Origin of the sequence: Breoghania sp. (genome assembly GCF_963674635.1) — a bacterium.
Classification (GTDB): domain Bacteria; phylum Pseudomonadota; class Alphaproteobacteria; order Rhizobiales; family Stappiaceae; genus Breoghania.
In genome coordinates this window covers 2,553,395-2,570,936 of sequence record NZ_OY771475.1, presented here as the reverse complement: position 1 = coordinate 2,570,936, position 17,542 = coordinate 2,553,395, and the positions used below count along the sequence as shown (strand labels likewise).

Below are 17,542 nucleotides of genomic sequence, written 5' to 3'. Positions count from 1 at the left end.
TGCTGGCTTTGCGGGGCGCGCCTTCAGGCGGCGTCGGATGCCCGCCGGGACTGTTTGCCGAGATCCTTGCGGAAGGTCGGACCTGCGGCGCGGATACGTTCGCGCAGCCGCACCGGCACGATTGCCCCACCCTCGCGCCTCGCCTCGATCACATCGACATCGACAATCCGGTTGAGCGCCATGGCGCGGACCGCTGCCGCTTCCCCGGCCTCAAGATCGGTTTCATCTTCCAGAAGCCAGGCGCTTTCGATGGTCTCAACCCAGACCTCGTTTTGACCGAGCCACACGACCTCGCCATCCGCGAGGCGGTTGGCGGTGACGATCTTGAACGTTGCTTTTGCGTGAGCGGGCATGGGGGCTGGCTCCTCAGGCGGCTTGAACTTGGGAGGCGGAGAGGGGGGAGAGCGGCTCGGCCCGTTCGATGGCCGCATGGGCGACGACGGCGCCGATGACGATCAGCACCGGGCCTCGCACGTCCATACGCCCGGCGAATGCGGAAAGATCGTCCAGGTTCCCGCTGAAGACGCGCTCTTCGCGCCGCGCGGCATTCTCGATCGCCATGACCGGGGTGCCGGTGGCAAGGCCTGCTTCCATCAGGCGCTCTGCAACCTGGCCCGCAACGCTGCGGCCCATGTAGACGGCGACCGTGGAACCTGTCAGCGCAAGGCCCGCCCAGTCGGGCAGGGTCTCGCCCTGCCTGTCGTGCCCCGTGGCAAAGACAAGACTGGAGGCGACGTCACGAAGGGTGAGCGGGATTTCCGCGGAAGCCGCGGCCGCGAAGGCCGCGGTCACACCCGGCACGATTTCATAGGCGACATTGGCTTTACGAAGGGCCGCGATCTCCTCGCCCGCGCGCCCAAAAACCATAGGGTCGCCGGATTTCAGACGTACCACGCGCTGCCCTTGTGCCGCTTCCTCGACCAGGATTTCGTTGATGCGGTCTTGTGAAACCGAATGCGCGCCCTTGGCCTTGCCGACGGAAACGCGCCGCGCATCGCGCCGCCCCATGGCGACGACAGCCTCCGGCACGAGCCGGTCGTGAACGATCACGTCCGCTTCCTGCAAGAGACGTTGGGCACGAAGCGTCAGAAGGTCTTCCGCACCGGGGCCAGCACCGATCAGCCATACGAAACCGGCTTCATCGGCAGCGCCATTGACCAGCCGGTTGGCGGCAGCACGCGCCGCTTCGATGCGCCCTGCATAGGTTTCGTGCGCGACCGGACCGGAAAAGAACGTGGCCCAGAGGCGGCGGCGACCCTCGCTTGTCGGCACGAGGCGGGCGACCGTCTCGCGGAAGCTTTCCGCAAGGCGGGCGAGCGTGCCCGTTTCGCGCGGCAAAAGCGCCTCGACGCGCGCCCGGATATGACGCGCCAGAACAGGACCGACCCCGGTCGACGTGATGGCCACCGCAACGGGCGCGCGGTTGACCAGCGCGCCAGTATAGAAATCGCACATCTCCGGCCGGTCGACCGCGTTGACGGGAATGCCGAGCGCGCGGGCCGCATTCACGACGGCGCGATCAAGCGCCTCGTCCTCGCGCGCGGAAAAGACGAGGGCGGCGCCTTCGATCATCTCGGGGGTAAATTCCCGCGCGACGTGACGCGCACCGACGCGGTGTGCGGCGCGGGCGAGCGCGGGCTCCATCTCGGGGCAGAGGATCTCGATCAACGCATTGGTTTCGCCAATGAGCCGGACCTTGGCCGCGGCTTCCTCGCCGGCCCCAACCACCACCACGCGCCGCCCCGCGACCTTGTGAAAGGTGGGAAATACGTCGAGGCGGTCTTTGCCGTTTTGATCGTGTTGCCGGGCCATGAGCCACTCCGCGCTTCAATTGCGTTCGTGGCTTTGAAGGTAGGCGTGACGCCGGGGAAATGCCGGGCATGGGGTTTCAAGGCGAAATCGATACGGGAAAAAGATTTCCGCATTTGTGCGGGAAGTGAGATCCCCGCCGGGCATTTCCGGCGGGTGCAGGCGGGAGAGCGGCTGTCCGGCCCCGGCTAGACGTCGAGCAGCACGTGTTCTACCACCTGATCCTCCACCATCTCGTAGTCTTCTGAGATGATGCGGTCTCGACCGAGGTTCTTGGCGGCGTACATGCGTTCGTCCGCCACGCGCAGGGCATCGGAAAGCTTGTCCTCATAACCGGAGGAAAGGCCGATGGAGAGCGTCACGTCCAGTGGGCTTCCATCCACCGTGTGAACGTGCCGGTGGAAACGCGACACGAGCGCGCCGCATCGCTCCTTGGCAGCGTCCAGTGTGCTGCCCGGCATCAGCAGACAGAACTCGTCGCCGCCCAGGCGGACTGTCAGGATGTTGCCGTCACAGATGCTGGCAATATCGTTGGCAAGGTGCTTGATGACTGCATCGCCCACCTCGTGACCATACTGGTCATTGACCTGCTTGAAGCGATCGATGTCGAGCAGAGCGACCGGGATCGGCTGGTTGCTGCGCCGACATTCCGCGAAAACGTGTGTTCCTGCCTCGAACAGGAAACGGCGATTATAGAGGCCGGTCATCGCATCATTGTTCGCGGCATCCGTCAGCTTGAGGATGCGATCGATCGTGTCGAGGTTTTGTCCGGTGCGCAGGAGAAATTCCTCCGGAGCGCAATCCTTGGCTAGCACCTCGTTCGCCCCGCTCTTCAAGAGCCGAACCATGTCCGTGCGTTTCAGGGTTTTCGAGAGTGCGAAAATGGCCACCGCCTCCGGCCCGCGTCGCAGGCGAACCTGCTTTATCAGCTCCATCGTGCTGATATCCGGAATGTCGCTATCCACCACGAGAAGGCGGATATATTCGTTGTCGGTGATCTCGCTAATCGCTTCCTTCGCTGTGGAGGCGTGCACGAGCGAAAGCTGCAGGCGCCGCAGTTGCTCCTCCACGTCTTTCATCGGCCTGTCCGGGTGCTGCAGCATCAGCGCGCCGATGCCGCGGTTTGCACGCAGACGCAGCACGAGTTCACGCAGATAGGACAGGCTTGCCGGGCTGTCTTTCAGAACGTAGTCGACAATGCCCTTGCCGTAGAGCCGGGTTTGCAGGTCCGGGTCGAACCGGCTGGTGAAGACGATGGTCGGCACCTTGTGGTGGGTGGTCAGGTCCACCGTTTCCACATCCGTGGTGTCGGGAAGGGAAAGGTCGACCAGCGCGACTGAAATCTTGGCGGCGTGTTCCTTCAGAATGCTGGCTGCTTCCGCGCAAGTCCTCCCAACGATCAGCTCAAACCCGTCGGATCTGCGGAAACTGCGGGATACCGCCTTTTCGAAAAAGCTCGAGTCCTCGACGAGAAGTATCGTGTCCATATGTGGGCCCCGCGCCGAACATGGCCCGACACTCCGCCGAACACGAAGTCAGGCCTGGGAATCGTTTAAACCAGCCATTGACGCAAGCCGAGCTTGCGCTCTTCCCCAAAGACGGAATGAAGCTCACGTAAAGGCTCCTGGGGACCTGACGTGGCTTTCAATCTGAGCAGCCTCGAAATGTTAACTATCCGCCTTGCGAAAACTATTTGGGTTGGTCTGTATTGCTGACTATGTAAAAACACAGGCGCCTTAAATAGGTATTAATAGGATCGTACAAATTACGAGTGACGCACAGTAGGCACAATCTTGCGCGACGGGCAGTGCTATAATCGGTCCCGTAGGGCGAACCAGGACATGGCGAGCGCCTGGATGGGAGTGCGCAGCCACTTGCCACCTGGAAATGGCATCATCGGCAGGCGTGCGAAGGTATCGAAACGCCCCGCATCTCCGGCCACCGCTTCTCCGATCAATCGTCCGGCCAAATTCGCGATTCCGACACCGTGCCCGGAGAAGCCGCACACGATATAGAAGCCGGGGCGCGGTCTGCGGAAATAGGGCATCCGGTTGGCGGTGATCGCCAGTGTGCCCCCCCAGGCATGGTCGATGCGGACATCCGCCAGTTGCGGATAGATCTTGGCCATGTGCTTGCGCACGAAGCCTTCGACATCGGCCGGGTAGCTGCGGGTGTAGGTCTCTCCGCCGCCAAAGATCAGCCGCCGATCCGGGCTCATGCGCCAGTAGTGGACCACCCAGCGCGTGTCGGCCACCGCCTCGTTGTCCGGAATGGGATCGCGCTCGCCCAGCGGCTCGGTCGCCAGAATGTAATTGTTGATCGGCAACACGCGGGCCTCCGTTGTCGGATCGAGGCCGTCGAGATAGCCATTGGCCGCAAGCACCACGTTCCTGGCGCGCACCTCTCCATTTGCGGTCTTGACCACGATGGGCTGGCCCTTGCCGATTTCGGTAACGGCCGTGCCTTCAAAGATCCGCGCGCCTGCCTCCTCCGCCGCCCTGGCCATTCCGAGCACGAAATTCAGCGGATGCAGATGCCCGGCGCGCGCATCCCGGTAGCCCCCGTAATAGACGTCGGTGCCGATTTTGGCCGCCAGTTCGTCATTGTCCAGAGGCGAGATGGCGTCGTAGTCGAACTCGCGCGCCAGCGTTTCCGCCTCTTCCTGCACGTCTTCTAGCCAGCCCTTCTTGTGAACGGCGTGGATGAGGCCGTCGGCCCAGTCGCAATCTATGGAATGGCGTTCGATGCGCTCCTTGATCAGGGTCTTGGCCTCCTCCGCCATGTCCCAGAAGACGCGGGCCTGCGCCTTGCCGACATGGGAGATGAGCCATTGTTGGTCCCGGCGCTGGCCGGAATGCAATTGTCCGCCATTGCGCCCCGATGCGCCCCAGCCAATGCGCTTTGCCTCGCAAAGCACCACCGACAGCCCCTGTTCGGCCAGATGAAGTGCGGCGGAAACACCTGTGAAGCCGCCGCCGACAATACAGACATCGGCCGTCAGGCTTTCGGTGAGGGCCGGGCGCGGCCGATCATCGTTGATGGTGGCCGTGTAATAGGAGGTGGGGTCGTAGGCGGGAACGGTCATGGGGCGCAACGCTTTCCGGGAAGGTCTTGCTTGCGTGCGCCATGGCGACGGACAGGCCGCCATGGCGCAGGCGTAAGACCTGCAGGAGATTAATCGATTAATCGGTATTTCAAACCGTCGGCTAGCCGAGTTTGCCGTCCCGTTTCAATGTGGCGTAGGTGTCGTCGAGCGTTTTTTCCGCAATTCGCACAAGTTCGTCCGCTTCCTCGTGCGAAAGCACCAGCGGGGGCGACAGGATCAGGCTGTCGCGCACCGCCCGCATGACGAGGCCATTGGCAAACGACGTGTCACGCGCAAGGGTGCCGACCGCGCCCTCATTGGCGAACTTCTGTTTTCTGTCGCCCTTGGCGGGTGCCAGTTCCAGCGCGCCAACGAGGCCGACCATGCGGGCCTCTCCGACCAGCGGATGCTCGCCAAGTGCGATCCACTTCTTTTGGAGATAGGGGCCGATATCATCGCGCACCCGGTCCACGATCTTCTCGTTTTCCATGATGGAGAGATTGGCGAGCGCGGCCGCGCAGCAGGCCGGATGACCGGAATAGGTGTAGCCGTGATAGAATTCGCCCCCCTTGTTAATGACGACATCCGCCACCTTGTCCGAGACCATGACCCCGCCAATGGGCAGGTAACCGGAGGAAAGGCCCTTGGCGATGGGCATCAGGTCGGGCTCGATGCCATAGAAGGTGGAGCCGAACCATTCACCCGTGCGTCCGAAGCCGGTAATGACCTCATCCGCAACGAAGAGAATGTCGCGTTCCTTCAGGATGCGGGAGACCTCCGGCCAGTAGGTGTCGGGCGGGATGATGACGCCGCCCGCGCCCTGAATGGGTTCGGCGATGAAGGCCGCCACCTTGTCCTCGCCAATGCGGTCGATCTCCTCCGCCAGCTGGTTGGCCGCCCAGAGGCCAAACTCGTCTGGGCTCATGTCGCCGCCCTCGCCATACCAATAGGGCTGGGCGATGTGACTGACGCCGGGCACCGGCAGGTCGCCCTGCTCGTGCATGCCCGTCATGCCGCCAAGACTGGTGCCCGCGAGCGTGGAGCCATGATAGCCGTTCCAGCGTCCGATGATGTGCTTCTTCTCCGGCTTGCCCATCAGGTCCCAGTAGTAGCGGACCATCCGGAAGACCGTGTCATTGGCTTCCGAACCGGAGCCGACGAAGAAGACATGGTTGAACTGGGCAGGCGTCAGCCTGGCGAGCCTTTCGGCCAGAGCCACGGCGGGAGGATGCGTCGTCTTGAAGAAGAGATTGTAGTAATCCAGCTCCTGCATCTGCCGGTGAACGGCCTCCACGACCTCCTGGCGACCATGCCCGATCTGGGTGCACCAAAGACCGGCCATGCCGTCCATGATGCGGTTGCCGTCTGAATCGGTGAGCCATACGCCCTCGGCGGCAACGATGACGCGCGAGCCTTCGGCGTTCAGCGTGCGGTGTTCGGAGAAGGGATGGAGGTGATGGGCGGCGTCAGCCTCCTGCAGCGCCCTGGTGGGGTAGACGTTGGACGTGAGGGTCATGGAAAGGGCACTCCGAGAAAGATGATCTTTGTCTTGTTTTGATCGGGTCGATGTCCCGCGCTCCGGCCTTGGCCAGTCAGCGACGGGAAAGGGGGGGCGCGGCTGCGCTAGACGTTCAGCAGCAGGTATTCGCGCTCCCATGCGCTGATAACACTCATGAAGGTTTCGAATTCCTCCTGCTTGATTGCCCGGTAGGTGGCGACGAAGCGTTCTCCGAACACGTCGACCAGTTCCTCGCACTCTTCAAACAGCGTCAGCGCCTCGGTGAGGCCGCGCGGCAGCGTATAAGGGCCGTCGGAGGAATAGCCCGTACGCGGCGGTTCCGGCTTCATCGCGTTCTTGATGCCAAGATAGCCGCAGGCGAGCGAGGCGGCGATGGCGAGATAGGGGTTGGCGTCCGATCCCGGCACGCGGTTTTCGAGCCGCCTTGCGGACGGCTTGGAATTGGGCACCCGCAGCGCGACCGTGCGGTTGTCGTACCCCCAGTAAACATTGCAGGGCGCAGTCGAATGGCGCACGAAGCGGCGATAGGAGTTGACGTAGGGCGCCATGATGCAGGTCACGGCGGGCAGATATTCCTGGTGTCCCGCGATGAAGGACAGGAATTTCGGTGTCGCCTCGCCATCTTTGCCGGAAAAGATGTTCTGGCCCGTCTCGATGTCGATCACCGACTGGTGGATATGCATGGCAGAGCCCGGCTGTCCGCTCATCGGCTTGGCCATGAAGGTCGCGTACATGTCGTGGCGAAGCGCGGCTTCGCGGATGGTGCGCTTGAACAGGAACACTTGGTCTGCCAGTTCCAGCGGCGCACCATGGCGCAGGTTGATCTCCATCTGCGCCGCCCCCTCCTCATGGATGAGCGTGTCGATTTCGAGGCCCTGCGCTTCCGACAGGTCGTAGATATCGTCGATGAGATCGTCGAATTCGTTGAGCGCGGAGATCGAGTAGGACTGGCGGCCCACCTCCGGGCGGCCCGAACGGCCAACCGGCGGGGTCAGCGGATAGTCCGGGTCCGTGTTCGGCTTGACGAGATAGAACTCGATCTCCGGCGCGACGACCGGCTTCCAGCCTTCCTTTTCATAAAGAGACAGGACGCGTTTCAGAACGTTGCGCGGCGCGGTTTCCACCGGCGCGCCTTCCTGTGTGATCGCATCATGGATCAGCTGGGCGGTGGGGTCGGTTTCCCATGGCACCACCGCAAGGGTGGAATAGTCGGCCTCGAAGAACAGATCGCCATCGGTCGGGTTGTGATGGAAACGGTCGTCCTCGGGGGGGTAATCGCCGGAAATGGTCTGGGCGAAGATCGAGGCGGGCATGCTCATCACCGGTCCGGAGAAGAATTTCTCCGTCGGCATCATCTTGCCGCGGGCAACACCGGCAAGGTCCGGCACGATGCACTCGATGTCCTGGATCTGACGATGGCGCAGCCACGCGCGGGCCTCCTCCATCGTCGCCACGCCGCGAATGAGGGGCTCGTTCTGCTTCCCGGCGTTGTCAGACGTATCCGTCACGTGAAGTCCTTAAGCGTTGGTCCCTGTCTTGGGGGAGGTCCCCGAAGAAGGAACGTCAGGTGTTGGCGCAGGGAATTGCGCTCGACAGGTCTTGCAAGCGCCTCTTGTCGGCAAGACGGGGCGCCTCGGGGAGCGATGCGGGCAAATTGTGATCACATTCTGAAATTTGTCAATCGCGGCTCCTGGTGGACCTTTCGGAACGGGAGCCGGCCTGCGGTTGGAGCGTGGTGATCGCACCTGTCTTGCCGTCGCCGTCAGGAAACGCGGTTGCGGCCGGAGGGTCTTCCAGTACCGAGTGACCAATCAACCCCATCCCGTCGAGGATGTCCCGTTCGATCGCCACGCGCAGCTTTTCCGGCTCGTTTTCGCGGATCGCGGCAATGGCCTCCTTGTGCTGGTCTTCCAGTGCCGATGTGCCGACCCGCCCATAGGCGGTGCGCATGAAGGGCGCGAATTGCAGCCAGACATGTTCCACCAGAGGAAGAATGATCTGGGACGCGGAGGCTCGGTAAATCCGGAAATGGAACTCGTGATTGCGGCGCATATAGGTGGTGACATCGCCGGTCACGAGGCTGATATCGATGGCATCATCGATGCGGGTGAGGTCGTCTGCCAACTCGACCAGATTGGGCAGCGCCAACATGGCCAGATGCGGCTCCAGCAGCACGCGGGCATGCAACAGCTCGTCGAACCGCTGGCGCGTCATGGTGGGCACGCGGATGCGCCCATTGGGCAGGACGTCCAGTGCGTTCGCTGCCGAAAGCCCGCGGATCGCCTCACGAACGGGCATGGGAGATACGCCCAGCTGGCCCGCCAGGCCGCGCAGCGTCACAGCGTGGCCGGGCACGAACTGGCCGGTCAGCAGCGCGTCGCGCACCGCGGCCTCCACCCGGTCGCGGGTCACCACGCGTACGGAGGGATCGGCCTCCCTGGCGGAGCCGTCTTCAAGGGCCCCTGAAGAGGGGGCGTTGGGCGATGTGGCGCCAGACGAGGGGGGGCGGCCGGATGAAACCTCGCTCATGCCGCGCCGCGCGCCCTGTGCGATGGTCGCATTCTCTGGTTGGTTGCCCGCGTTGCGTCCATATTCTGCATGTCTTTTGATCGTGCCTCTGCGGTGTGCAGTAGTTGACAGGCTTATCGATACGTGATCACATTTTTACCGCAACAGCAATCGACAGGGTGCGATGTCGGTGTCATGCCGCATCGAACCGGTTCGATGAAAACAGATGGTCGGCGCTTGCAACGTCATGCTCGCATCGGGCGCCAGATCATTGTCCAGAGAATGCCTGCGTCACGTCATCTGCGCCCATGGAACCCGAACTCATGTCGGGTCGTTTCATGGAATATCAGTCCGATTTGCGAGGCCGGGAACTTCGGATGCGCTCTCGGCGATCTTCAAAGTGGGTCTGCCCCGCCCGAAAACACGATACGCCGGGAACGGCGAAGGCGGCGGAGCGCGAGATGACGGTCATGTTGGGGGGTGTTAAATGGGTCCAGTGGCCCGCGTTGAGTTTCTGACGCCGGATGGCGACATGACGGAAGCGGTGGAGAGGTTTCTTGCCGCCCATCCCGATCTCGACACTGTCGAGGTCATCCTGCCCGATACGAATGGTGTCCTGCGCGGCAAGTGGCTGCCGGGCACGGCGCTGCCGAAGATTTTCGAGGGGGGCGTCGCCTTCCCCTATTCGCTGTTCGGCCTCGACGTCTGGGGGCGTGAGGTTGAGGAGACCGGTCTTCACATAGAGACCGGCGACAAGGACGGTCTGTGCTGGCCGGTCATGGAGACCCTGCAACTCGTCCCCTGGGCGGAACGCAAGACGGCACAGGTTCTGCTTTCCATGTATGATCGGGAGGGCACCCCCTTCCTGATCGATCCCCGCCATGTCCTGTCAGGCATGGTGGACCGGCTCGCCGACTATGGTGTCACGGCCACCTGCGCCTTCGAGCTTGAATTCTATCTCTTCGAGGAAGACCCGGACGGCCGCCAGCCGCGCCCCGTCTTTTCCACCCATCGCGGGCCCGCACGTCAGAACATGTATGCGCTCTCCGATCTGGAAGCCTTCATGCCGCTGGTTGACGAGATCCGCCGCGGTGCGGACGAGCAGAATATTGCCGCCGATGCGGCCGTCTCCGAGGCCGCGCCCGGCCAATTCGAGCTGAACCTGCACCATCGCAGCAATCCGCTCACCGCCGCCGACGATGCGGTTCTTCTGCGCCGTCTGGTCACAGGGGTGGCGCGCAAGCACGGGCTCAAAGCCTCCTTCATGGCAAAGCCCTTTGTGGAGTGGCCCGGCAATGGCATGCATGTGCATGTCTCTTTGGAAAATGCGCATGGCAACATTTTCGCCAATCCGGAAAACGGCGAGGAGCTTCTTGGCTACGCCATTGCCGGTCTTCTGGAGACAATGCAGGAAAGTCAACTTCTCTATATTTCCACTTTTAACGGCTTCCGCCGCATGCAGCCCGGCTCCTACGCGCCGACATCGATCACGTGGGGCCACGACAACCGGTCTGTCGCGCTGCGCGTGCCGCCGGGTGGGCCGAATGCGCGCCGTGTCGAACATCGTATCGCAGGTGCCGATGCCAACCCCTATCTGGTGCTGACCGGCGTTCTGGCCGGCATGCTGGAGGGGCTTGAGAGACGCAAGGATCCGCCCCGCGCCATCTCGGGAAATGCCTATCAGGGGCGGTCGCGGCGATTGACGCCGTGGATGGACGAGGCCATTGACGCCTTTGAGAAATCGAAGCGGATGAAACGGGCCGTGGGCAAGGAAATGCACAAGACGCTCACCGCCATCAAACGCGAGGAACTTGCCGCGTTCGGGCGCGAGATTTCGACGCTTGAGCGCGAAACATATCTCTGACTGCAAAGACGGGCCGCAAAGAGTCCACATCGTCGGACAAAATCGCCATGGAAATCGGGGGACGGGTCATTTAATCAGCGCCCCGGTTGATCTACTTATGGCGGATCGAACTGACCTTCGAACCCCGGGAGGGACCGCTGGCCATTATGGCTAAAGCCGTGCCGGGTTTGGGAAATTGGCTGAACGGGAGCATTCAGACATGCGCATCCTATTTACCGCAACCGTGGCTGCCGTGGCGCTCGTCGCCGGCAACGCGCTTGCGCAGGAAGAGAAAGTCGTCAACGTCTTCAACTGGTCGGATTATATCGACGATTCCATTCTGGAGGACTTCACCAAGGAGACGGGTATCAAGGTCGTCTACGACGTCTTTGATTCCAACGAGGTTCTCGAAACCAAGCTGCTGGCGGGCGGAACAGGCTACGATGTCGTGGTTCCCACCGGATCGTTCCTGTCGCGCCAGATCAAGGCCGGCGTCTTCATGAAGCTCGACAAGGACAAGCTTCCCAACCTGGAAAACATGTGGCCCGAGATCCAGGAGCGCACCGACAAATACGATCCGGGCAACGACTACTCCATCAATTACATGTGGGGCACCACCGGGCTCGCCTACAATCCCGAGAAGATCAAGGCTGCGCTGGGCGACGATGCTCCGGTTGACAGCTGGGACCTGCTGTTCGATCCGAAATACGTTTCCAAGCTTGCCGATTGCGGCGTCTACGTCCTCGATGCGCCGACAGAGGTCTTCCCCGCGGCGCTCAACTATCTCGGTTACGATCCCGACAGCAAGGATGTGGACCAGCTCCGTGAAGCGGCGGACCTGTGGAAGAAAATCCGCCCCTATATCCGAAAGTTCCACAATTCGGAGAACATCAACGCGCTCGCCAACGGCGATATCTGCCTCGCGCATGGCTGGTCGGGTGACATGCTCCAGGCCCGCGATCGCGCCGCGGAGGCCGATAACGGCGTGACGGTTGAATATTCCATCCCCAAGGAAGGCGCGCTGATGTGGTTCGACCAGATGGCGATCCCGGCGGATGCGCCACACCCGGACAATGCGCATATCTTCCTCAACTACATCATGCGTCCGGAGGTCATGGCGAAGGCGTCGAACTACGTCTACTACGCCAACGGCAACCTCGCCTCGCAGAAGTTCCTGGAAAAGGACGTGATCGGCGATCCGGCGATCTATCCGTCGGCTGAGACAATGAAGAACCTCTACACCGTGACCGCCTATTCGCCGAAGGTGACCCGCGTCGTCACCCGCGAATGGACCTCGGTGAAGAGCGGCAATTGAGCCCGCATCACGCCTGACAAGACGACCACCGGCGGCATCCCGCCGGTGGTTCGGACTGCGGCCGGATCGGTCCGAAGAGCCCGACTTGCCGACATGACGGAAATGACCGCGCCGGATAGGGGGCGGACCACACGCAAAGTGTGGAGGAACTGGGGATTGGTGGTGAGGACAACGTCACCGTCATTGTGAAGAGTTCGGCAGGGGCCATGACGGATGCCCCGATGCCGGTTTGCGACAGGGGTGGGGGTTTTGGCTAAAAAACCGATCGGTCCGATCCGGCGAAAATTCGCGCCGTGGGATGATCCCGAGCTGCGTCCTTTCATCGAATTCCGCAATGTCACCAAGCGGTTCGGAGATTTCACCGCAGTCGACAATCTGAGTCAGACAATCTACGAGCGCGAATTCTTTGCGCTGCTCGGCGGGTCGGGCTGCGGCAAGACCACCTTGATGCGGATGCTCGCCGGCTTCGAGACGCCCACCGAGGGCGAGATCTTTCTCGAAGGCAAGAGCCTGAAGGGCGTGCCGCCCTATCACCGCCCGGTCAACATGATGTTTCAGTCCTATGCGCTGTTTCCGCATATGAGCGTCGCGGACAACATCGCCTTCGGTCTCAAGCAGGACGGTGTGCCCAAAGCGGAAATCGCGGAGCGCGTGACGGAGATGTTGCGGCTGGTGAAGCTGGACGCCTTCGGCAAGCGCAAGCCGCACCAGCTTTCCGGCGGTCAGCGTCAGCGTGTGGCGCTGGCCCGTTCTCTTGCCAAACGGCCCAAGGTGCTGTTGCTGGATGAACCGCTCGCCGCCCTCGACAAGAAGCTGCGCGAGGATACCCAGTTTGAGCTGATGGACCTCCAGATGGACATGGGGCTCACCTTCCTGATCGTGACCCACGACCAGGAGGAGGCCATGACGGTGGCCGACCGGATTGCGGTCATGGACAGCGGCCGGATCATTCAGGTCGCGACCCCGCCGGAAATCTATGAAGGTCCCAATTCGCGTTTCGTGGCTGATTTCATTGGCGATATCAACATCTTCGAGAGCAAGGTGGTGGCCAAGTCCGCCGAAGCTACGCGGCTTCACGCTCTCGATCTCGGCGTGGAATTCGATGTTGGCCAGACGACATCGGCGAATGTCGGTGACATGGTCGGCTTCGGCATCCGTCCGGAAAAGATCTCCGTGTCCCTCGACAAGCCGGAGACGGATTTCGTCGTGGAGGCGCTGGTCTGGGATATCGGCTATCTGGGCGACATCTCCACCTTGCATTGTCAGACGGCGAACGAGGTGGCCTTGCGCGCTTCGGTTGCCAACGTGACGCGTCTGGTCGAACGCCCGATCGCCTGGGACGACAAGGTCTGGCTCACCTGGGGGCGCGACGCGGGCGTTATTCTGATTGACTAGGGCAGGAACCGGGGCAGGAGCGGGGGGCTGCAGATGAGCAATATTCTTGCAAAGGCAGGCAAGCGTCTGGCGGGACGGTGGGCCGTTATCGGCATCCCCTATGCGTGGTTGCTGTTCTTCTTCCTTGTGCCCTTCCTGATCGTCATCAAGATTTCCCTGTCGGAAGTCACGATCGCCATGCCGCCCTATCTGCCGACCATTGATCTGGCGGAGGGCTGGTCGAGTATTCGCGACGCGATTTCGGCCTTTTCTTTCGACAATTACATCTGGCTGACAGAAGACGATCTTTATTGGAAGTCGTATCTCTCCTCCATTCAGATTGCGGCCATATCGACGCTCATCACGTTGCTGGCGGGCTACCCGCTTGCCTATGGCATGACGCGCGTGCCGTCCCATTGGCGCCCCACGCTTGTCATGCTTGTGATCCTGCCCTTCTGGACCTCGTTTCTGATCCGCGTCTATGCGTGGATCGGGATCCTGAAGAACGAGGGTCTTTTGAACCAGTTCCTGCTCTGGGTGGGCGTGATCGACGAGCCGCTGATCATTTTGAACACCAATTGGGCGGTCTATGTCGGCATCGTCTATTCCTATCTCCCCTTCATGGTTCTGCCGCTCTATGCGACGCTGGAGAAGATGGACGATTCCCTGCTTGAAGCGGCTGAGGACCTGGGCTGCCCGCCGTGGAAAGCCTTCTGGCAGATCACCTTGCCGCTGTCGCTGCCGGGCGTGTTGGCTGGCTCCTTTCTCGTCTTTATCCCGGCGGTGGGAGAGTTCGTCATTCCCGATCTTCTGGGCGGTTCCAACACGCTGATGATCGGCAAGACGCTGTGGGTGGAGTTCTTCGCAAACCGTGACTGGCCGGTCTCTTCGGCCGTGGCGGTCATTCTCCTGCTCATTCTGGTTGTGCCCATCGTGCTCTTCCAGAACCAGCAGCAAAAGATGCAGGAGCGCGACAAATGAAGCTGGATGTGAGGATCTGTGGAACTGACCGAAAGGAGACCCGGGCATGAGACGCGGCGCTTCCTGGTTCAATGTCACATCGATCGTGATCGGCTTTTCATTCCTCTACCTGCCGATCGTGATCCTCGTGATCTTCTCGTTCAATGAATCGCGGCTGGTCACCGTCTGGGGCGGTTTTTCCACCAAATGGTATGGGGAGATGCTGAACAACAAGCAGCTCCTCGATGCCGCCTGGGTGACCCTGCGCGTGGCTTTCGTCTCAGCCTCCGTCGCGACCGTACTCGGCACGATCGGCGCACTGGTTCTGGCGCGCATGGGCCGGTTCTGGGGGCGTTCGCTGTTTTCCGGCATGATCTACGCGCCGCTGGTCATGCCCGACGTGATCCTTGGCCTGTCGCTGCTCTTGCTCTTCGTGGCGATCAATCAGGATCGAGGCTTCTGGACGGTAATACTGGCGCATACCACGTTCTGCATGTGCTACGTGGCGGTGGTGGTCCAGTCACGTCTCGTCGGCTTCGACCGATCGCTGGAAGAGGCGGCGATGGACCTAGGTTGCCCTCCGCTCAAGACCTTCTTCCGCATCACCCTGCCACTCATCCTGCCGGGTGTTCTGGCGGGCTGGATGCTGGCCTTCACCCTGTCACTTGACGACCTCGTCATCGCCAGTTTCACGACCGGGCCGGGTGCAACCACGCTACCGATGAAGATCTACAGTCAGGTCCGCCTTGGGGTGACGCCGGAAATTAACGCGGTCTGCACAATCCTCGTCATGCTGGTGACGGTTGGCGTAATCGTGGCCTCGTTGGTGACGAAGCGGCGCGAGGTTTCCCGTCTGCGCGATGAGCAGATGGCTGCTGCCTCAGCCTGAGCTGACGGTCCGAGGCGTCTTCCTGTCAATCGGGCAGGGCGCCCCGGATCAGGCGGGGCGAAGCCTATTGCGCTGCGGGGGGCGTTGCCGGAAGGGCGGGCGCCTTCTGGCGGGGTGCCTGCTGGACGGGCGGCTGCTGGACGGTGGAGGCTCCGCTTGCACCGCCGGTTGCGGCCTGTATCTCCTCAGACCCGTGCGTCTTTGCTTCCGTGGCCTTGCGCTGCTCGATCATCCGGTTGACGTCGGGCAGGAATTGCGGGTTGAGCAGGGGGCCTCGCACGAGAAAGAGCACCGTGGCTGCCGGATCGCCCTTGCGTGTGGCCTGTCCGGTAAGCGCGATGGTGCGTTCTGGCAGGGAGGCGCGCCCCTGCGCGTTGATCGCGAGTTCCTTGCTCGCCGCACTGACCTTGGTGAAACTGGCGGTGCCGTTTTCGACCGTTGCCGCGAGTTCCAGCGTGTCCAGGCTCGTGCGGCCGGTTTCCGCCGCTGCGCGTTGCGTGTCGGCGGTGGGGGCGGGCAACGGATCACCCTTTTCCCCAGCGTCCGTCGGCGCGCCGGACGCTTCGTCAGCCTTCATGGTGAAGGTCTCAATGGCGCGGGCGATGTCGACCTGGGAGAGTGTGAGCCCGTCCACCGTGAGATCGAAATGGCCCTTGGCGGAGCTCGCCAGCGCATCGAGATCGAGACCTGAAGCCATCAGATTGAGACTGCCGCGCGCAACGCCGGATGTCGGCCGCATGCGCGTGTCTTCCAGAGGCAGCGCGCCCAGATCGATGTTTTGAACACGCACGTCGCCGGTCACTGCCATGGCCTTGGCCGACAGCGGCGAACCATCCTTCGGAGCGGTTCCGTCCGTGCGGTCCATATGGGAGGAGAGACGGGCGGTGAGGGTGCCGCCATAAAGCACCGCCTCGCTTATGTCGAAAGCGATGTTGCCGTTCTTCAGGAGGAAGGAGGTCGCGGTGCGCCCGATACGGGCCGCACCGATGCGCACCTGGCGGGCGGACAGCTGAACGTCGATATCGGCCGCCGCCATCGTTTCGACTGGCATGGCGACATTGCCGCCTTTCGGCAAGGGTTCGGCGCGCAGCCATTCCGAGATATAGCCGGACAGGTCGAGCTTCTCGAAATCCAGTGTCGCTTGAACGGATGGTCTTTGATCGCGCCATCCGAGCGCGATAAGGCCGGTGCCAATATTGCCGTCAAGCTCCAGCGTCGCCTGATCCATCACGAGGCCGGAGGCATTTGCGCGGGCCTGGAATTCGGCCGAGAAGGGGCCAAGCGTCGCGCCTTCTCCCGGATCGCGTCCCACCCAGGCAAGCGCCCGGCGAAGGTTCGGCATGGTCAGCGAGGCCTTGCCGTTCGCCTGCAAATTGGTCGGCCCCAGCAGAACGCCCTCGAAATTCATCCGCAAGGGCGTGGAGGTCAGCTTCAGGTTCAGCGACGCCTTCTGTGCCGCTCCCGCAAAGACCGCTGTATCAGAAAGCCCTGCACGCACCTCCATCGCCTCGCCATGCCAGATGAAGGCGGCGGAAAGGACGGCTTCTCCGCGCGCGCCGGGCCATGTCAGCGTGCCGTTGATGCCCGTGACACGTTCGTTCTCACGTCCGTCAGGCAGACCGTCATGCAGGATGAGAAAACTGCCGTCCTCGATGCGCAACTCGTTGGTGGCGAATGGCCATTGCGTGGGGTCGCGGCGAAGGGTCGAAACCGCGAAGGCGGAGGATGCCGCTTCGGCAATGATCTGCGGTTTGCGGAGCAGGAAACGCGACAGCTCGATATCGCCGGTGAGAAGCGGGAGCCATTTGACCTCAGCCTCCACGGCCTCGAAATGGGCCCGCATCTTCTGATCGCGATTGGCGGCGCGCACATCGGGCAGGACGACGGAAAGCCCGGACGTGAAGGTCACATGGGGCCGTCCTTCCACTTCCACATCTGCGCCCAGCCAGTCCGACAGGACAGCGGCAATGCGGTCCTTGGCGATTTCTGTTGAGACAAGCAGTGGCAGCGCCGCGAAGAAGGCGGCGACGAGCAATACGGCAAGACTGGCGAGTATGAGCCAGCGTTTCATTGGTTTTCCTTGCTATCGCACGAGACAGTCACCCCGTTGGGCGGCATAGGAAGTCCCGTGAGGAACCGCAAGCGGTTTGTTGTGGCGCTGCGCGCTTGTCCGCTTGATTTTACAATGCTAATCGAAGCGTATTGTGCATGAGCGAAAGATCTGTCGCTACGGGATGTGA

The 17,542-nt window shown here is 62.0% G+C and carries 13 protein-coding genes; 5 read left to right on the top strand and 8 right to left on the bottom strand.

The window, feature by feature from the left end; genetic code table 11:
* Nucleotides 1-23 precede the first annotated feature (23 nt).
* From ABGM93_RS11110 to ABGM93_RS11080, 7 genes are all read right to left on the bottom strand, one after another.
* Nucleotides 24-353 (bottom strand): DUF2849 domain-containing protein, encoded by a 330-nt coding sequence (locus ABGM93_RS11110; protein ID WP_321499420.1) that lies wholly within the window; start codon nucleotides 351-353, stop codon nucleotides 24-26.
* A gap of 13 nt (nucleotides 354-366) precedes the next feature.
* On the bottom strand, nucleotides 367-1,812 hold the full coding sequence (gene cysG, locus ABGM93_RS11105; RefSeq protein WP_321499419.1) for a siroheme synthase CysG: 1,446 nt from the start codon (nucleotides 1,810-1,812) through the stop codon (nucleotides 367-369).
* 185 nt (nucleotides 1,813-1,997) lie between these two features.
* Nucleotides 1,998-3,296, bottom strand: a complete 1,299-nt coding sequence (locus ABGM93_RS11100; RefSeq protein ID WP_321499417.1) for a diguanylate cyclase — start codon at nucleotides 3,294-3,296, stop codon at nucleotides 1,998-2,000.
* Between the two features lie 323 nt (nucleotides 3,297-3,619).
* Complete coding sequence (locus tag ABGM93_RS11095) at nucleotides 3,620-4,894, bottom strand: FAD-binding oxidoreductase (RefSeq protein ID WP_321499415.1); 1,275 nt, start codon at nucleotides 4,892-4,894, stop codon at nucleotides 3,620-3,622.
* Nucleotides 4,895-5,015: 121 nt separating this feature from the next.
* On the bottom strand, nucleotides 5,016-6,410 hold the full coding sequence (locus ABGM93_RS11090; protein ID WP_321499413.1) for an aspartate aminotransferase family protein: 1,395 nt from the start codon (nucleotides 6,408-6,410) through the stop codon (nucleotides 5,016-5,018).
* A 107-nt stretch (nucleotides 6,411-6,517) separates the two neighbouring features.
* The gene (locus ABGM93_RS11085; RefSeq protein WP_321505843.1) at nucleotides 6,518-7,858 is read right to left on the bottom strand and encodes a glutamine synthetase family protein; all 1,341 of its coding nucleotides are present in this window, start codon (nucleotides 7,856-7,858) and stop codon (nucleotides 6,518-6,520) included.
* Nucleotides 7,859-8,090: 232 nt separating this feature from the next.
* On the bottom strand, nucleotides 8,091-8,942 hold the full coding sequence (locus ABGM93_RS11080) for a GntR family transcriptional regulator (protein ID WP_321499411.1): 852 nt from the start codon (nucleotides 8,940-8,942) through the stop codon (nucleotides 8,091-8,093).
* Nucleotides 8,943-9,408: 466 nt separating this feature from the next.
* Between ABGM93_RS11080 and ABGM93_RS11075 the strand changes: the two genes are divergently transcribed.
* The 5 genes from ABGM93_RS11075 to ABGM93_RS11055 all read left to right on the top strand — a co-directional run bounded on the left by ABGM93_RS11075 (nucleotide 9,409) and on the right by ABGM93_RS11055 (nucleotide 15,302).
* Nucleotides 9,409-10,785 (top strand): glutamine synthetase family protein, encoded by a 1,377-nt coding sequence (locus ABGM93_RS11075; RefSeq protein WP_321499409.1) that lies wholly within the window; start codon nucleotides 9,409-9,411, stop codon nucleotides 10,783-10,785.
* 199 nt (nucleotides 10,786-10,984) lie between these two features.
* On the top strand, nucleotides 10,985-12,079 hold the full coding sequence (locus ABGM93_RS11070; RefSeq protein WP_321499407.1) for a polyamine ABC transporter substrate-binding protein: 1,095 nt from the start codon (nucleotides 10,985-10,987) through the stop codon (nucleotides 12,077-12,079).
* Nucleotides 12,080-12,292: 213 nt separating this feature from the next.
* On the top strand, nucleotides 12,293-13,474 hold the full coding sequence (locus ABGM93_RS11065) for an ABC transporter ATP-binding protein (protein ID WP_321499404.1): 1,182 nt from the start codon (nucleotides 12,293-12,295) through the stop codon (nucleotides 13,472-13,474).
* Between the two features lie 33 nt (nucleotides 13,475-13,507).
* Complete coding sequence (locus tag ABGM93_RS11060) at nucleotides 13,508-14,434, top strand: ABC transporter permease subunit (RefSeq protein WP_321499402.1); 927 nt, start codon at nucleotides 13,508-13,510, stop codon at nucleotides 14,432-14,434.
* 46 nt (nucleotides 14,435-14,480) lie between these two features.
* Entirely contained in the window at nucleotides 14,481-15,302 is an 822-nt protein-coding gene (locus ABGM93_RS11055) for an ABC transporter permease (RefSeq protein WP_321499400.1), read from the top strand.
* A gap of 64 nt (nucleotides 15,303-15,366) precedes the next feature.
* On the opposite strand, the gene ABGM93_RS11050 is transcribed toward ABGM93_RS11055, so the two are convergent.
* On the bottom strand, nucleotides 15,367-17,373 hold the full coding sequence (locus tag ABGM93_RS11050) for an AsmA-like C-terminal region-containing protein (RefSeq protein WP_321499398.1): 2,007 nt from the start codon (nucleotides 17,371-17,373) through the stop codon (nucleotides 15,367-15,369).
* Nucleotides 17,374-17,542 lie beyond the last annotated feature (169 nt).

Bases quoted from the DNA above. Each gene is read 5' to 3' on its own strand.
- ABGM93_RS11110 (WP_321499420.1), bottom strand. From the start codon at position 353: ATGCCCGCTCACGCAAAAGCAACGTTCAAGATCGTCACCGCCAACCGC.
- cysG (WP_321499419.1), bottom strand. From the start codon at position 1,812: ATGGCCCGGCAACACGATCAAAACGGCAAAGACCGCCTCGACGTATTT.
- ABGM93_RS11100 (WP_321499417.1), bottom strand. From the start codon at position 3,296: ATGGACACGATACTTCTCGTCGAGGACTCGAGCTTTTTCGAAAAGGCG.
- ABGM93_RS11095 (WP_321499415.1), bottom strand. From the start codon at position 4,894: ATGACCGTTCCCGCCTACGACCCCACCTCCTATTACACGGCCACCATC.
- ABGM93_RS11090 (WP_321499413.1), bottom strand. From the start codon at position 6,410: ATGACCCTCACGTCCAACGTCTACCCCACCAGGGCGCTGCAGGAGGCT.
- ABGM93_RS11085 (WP_321505843.1), bottom strand. From the start codon at position 7,858: ATGGAGGAGGCCCGCGCGTGGCTGCGCCATCGTCAGATCCAGGACATC.
- ABGM93_RS11080 (WP_321499411.1), bottom strand. From the start codon at position 8,942: ATGAGCGAGGTTTCATCCGGCCGCCCCCCCTCGTCTGGCGCCACATCG.
- ABGM93_RS11075 (WP_321499409.1), top strand. From the start codon at position 9,409: ATGGGTCCAGTGGCCCGCGTTGAGTTTCTGACGCCGGATGGCGACATG.
- ABGM93_RS11070 (WP_321499407.1), top strand. From the start codon at position 10,985: ATGCGCATCCTATTTACCGCAACCGTGGCTGCCGTGGCGCTCGTCGCC.
- ABGM93_RS11065 (WP_321499404.1), top strand. From the start codon at position 12,293: ATGCCCCGATGCCGGTTTGCGACAGGGGTGGGGGTTTTGGCTAAAAAA.
- ABGM93_RS11060 (WP_321499402.1), top strand. From the start codon at position 13,508: ATGAGCAATATTCTTGCAAAGGCAGGCAAGCGTCTGGCGGGACGGTGG.
- ABGM93_RS11055 (WP_321499400.1), top strand. From the start codon at position 14,481: ATGAGACGCGGCGCTTCCTGGTTCAATGTCACATCGATCGTGATCGGC.
- ABGM93_RS11050 (WP_321499398.1), bottom strand. From the start codon at position 17,373: ATGAAACGCTGGCTCATACTCGCCAGTCTTGCCGTATTGCTCGTCGCC.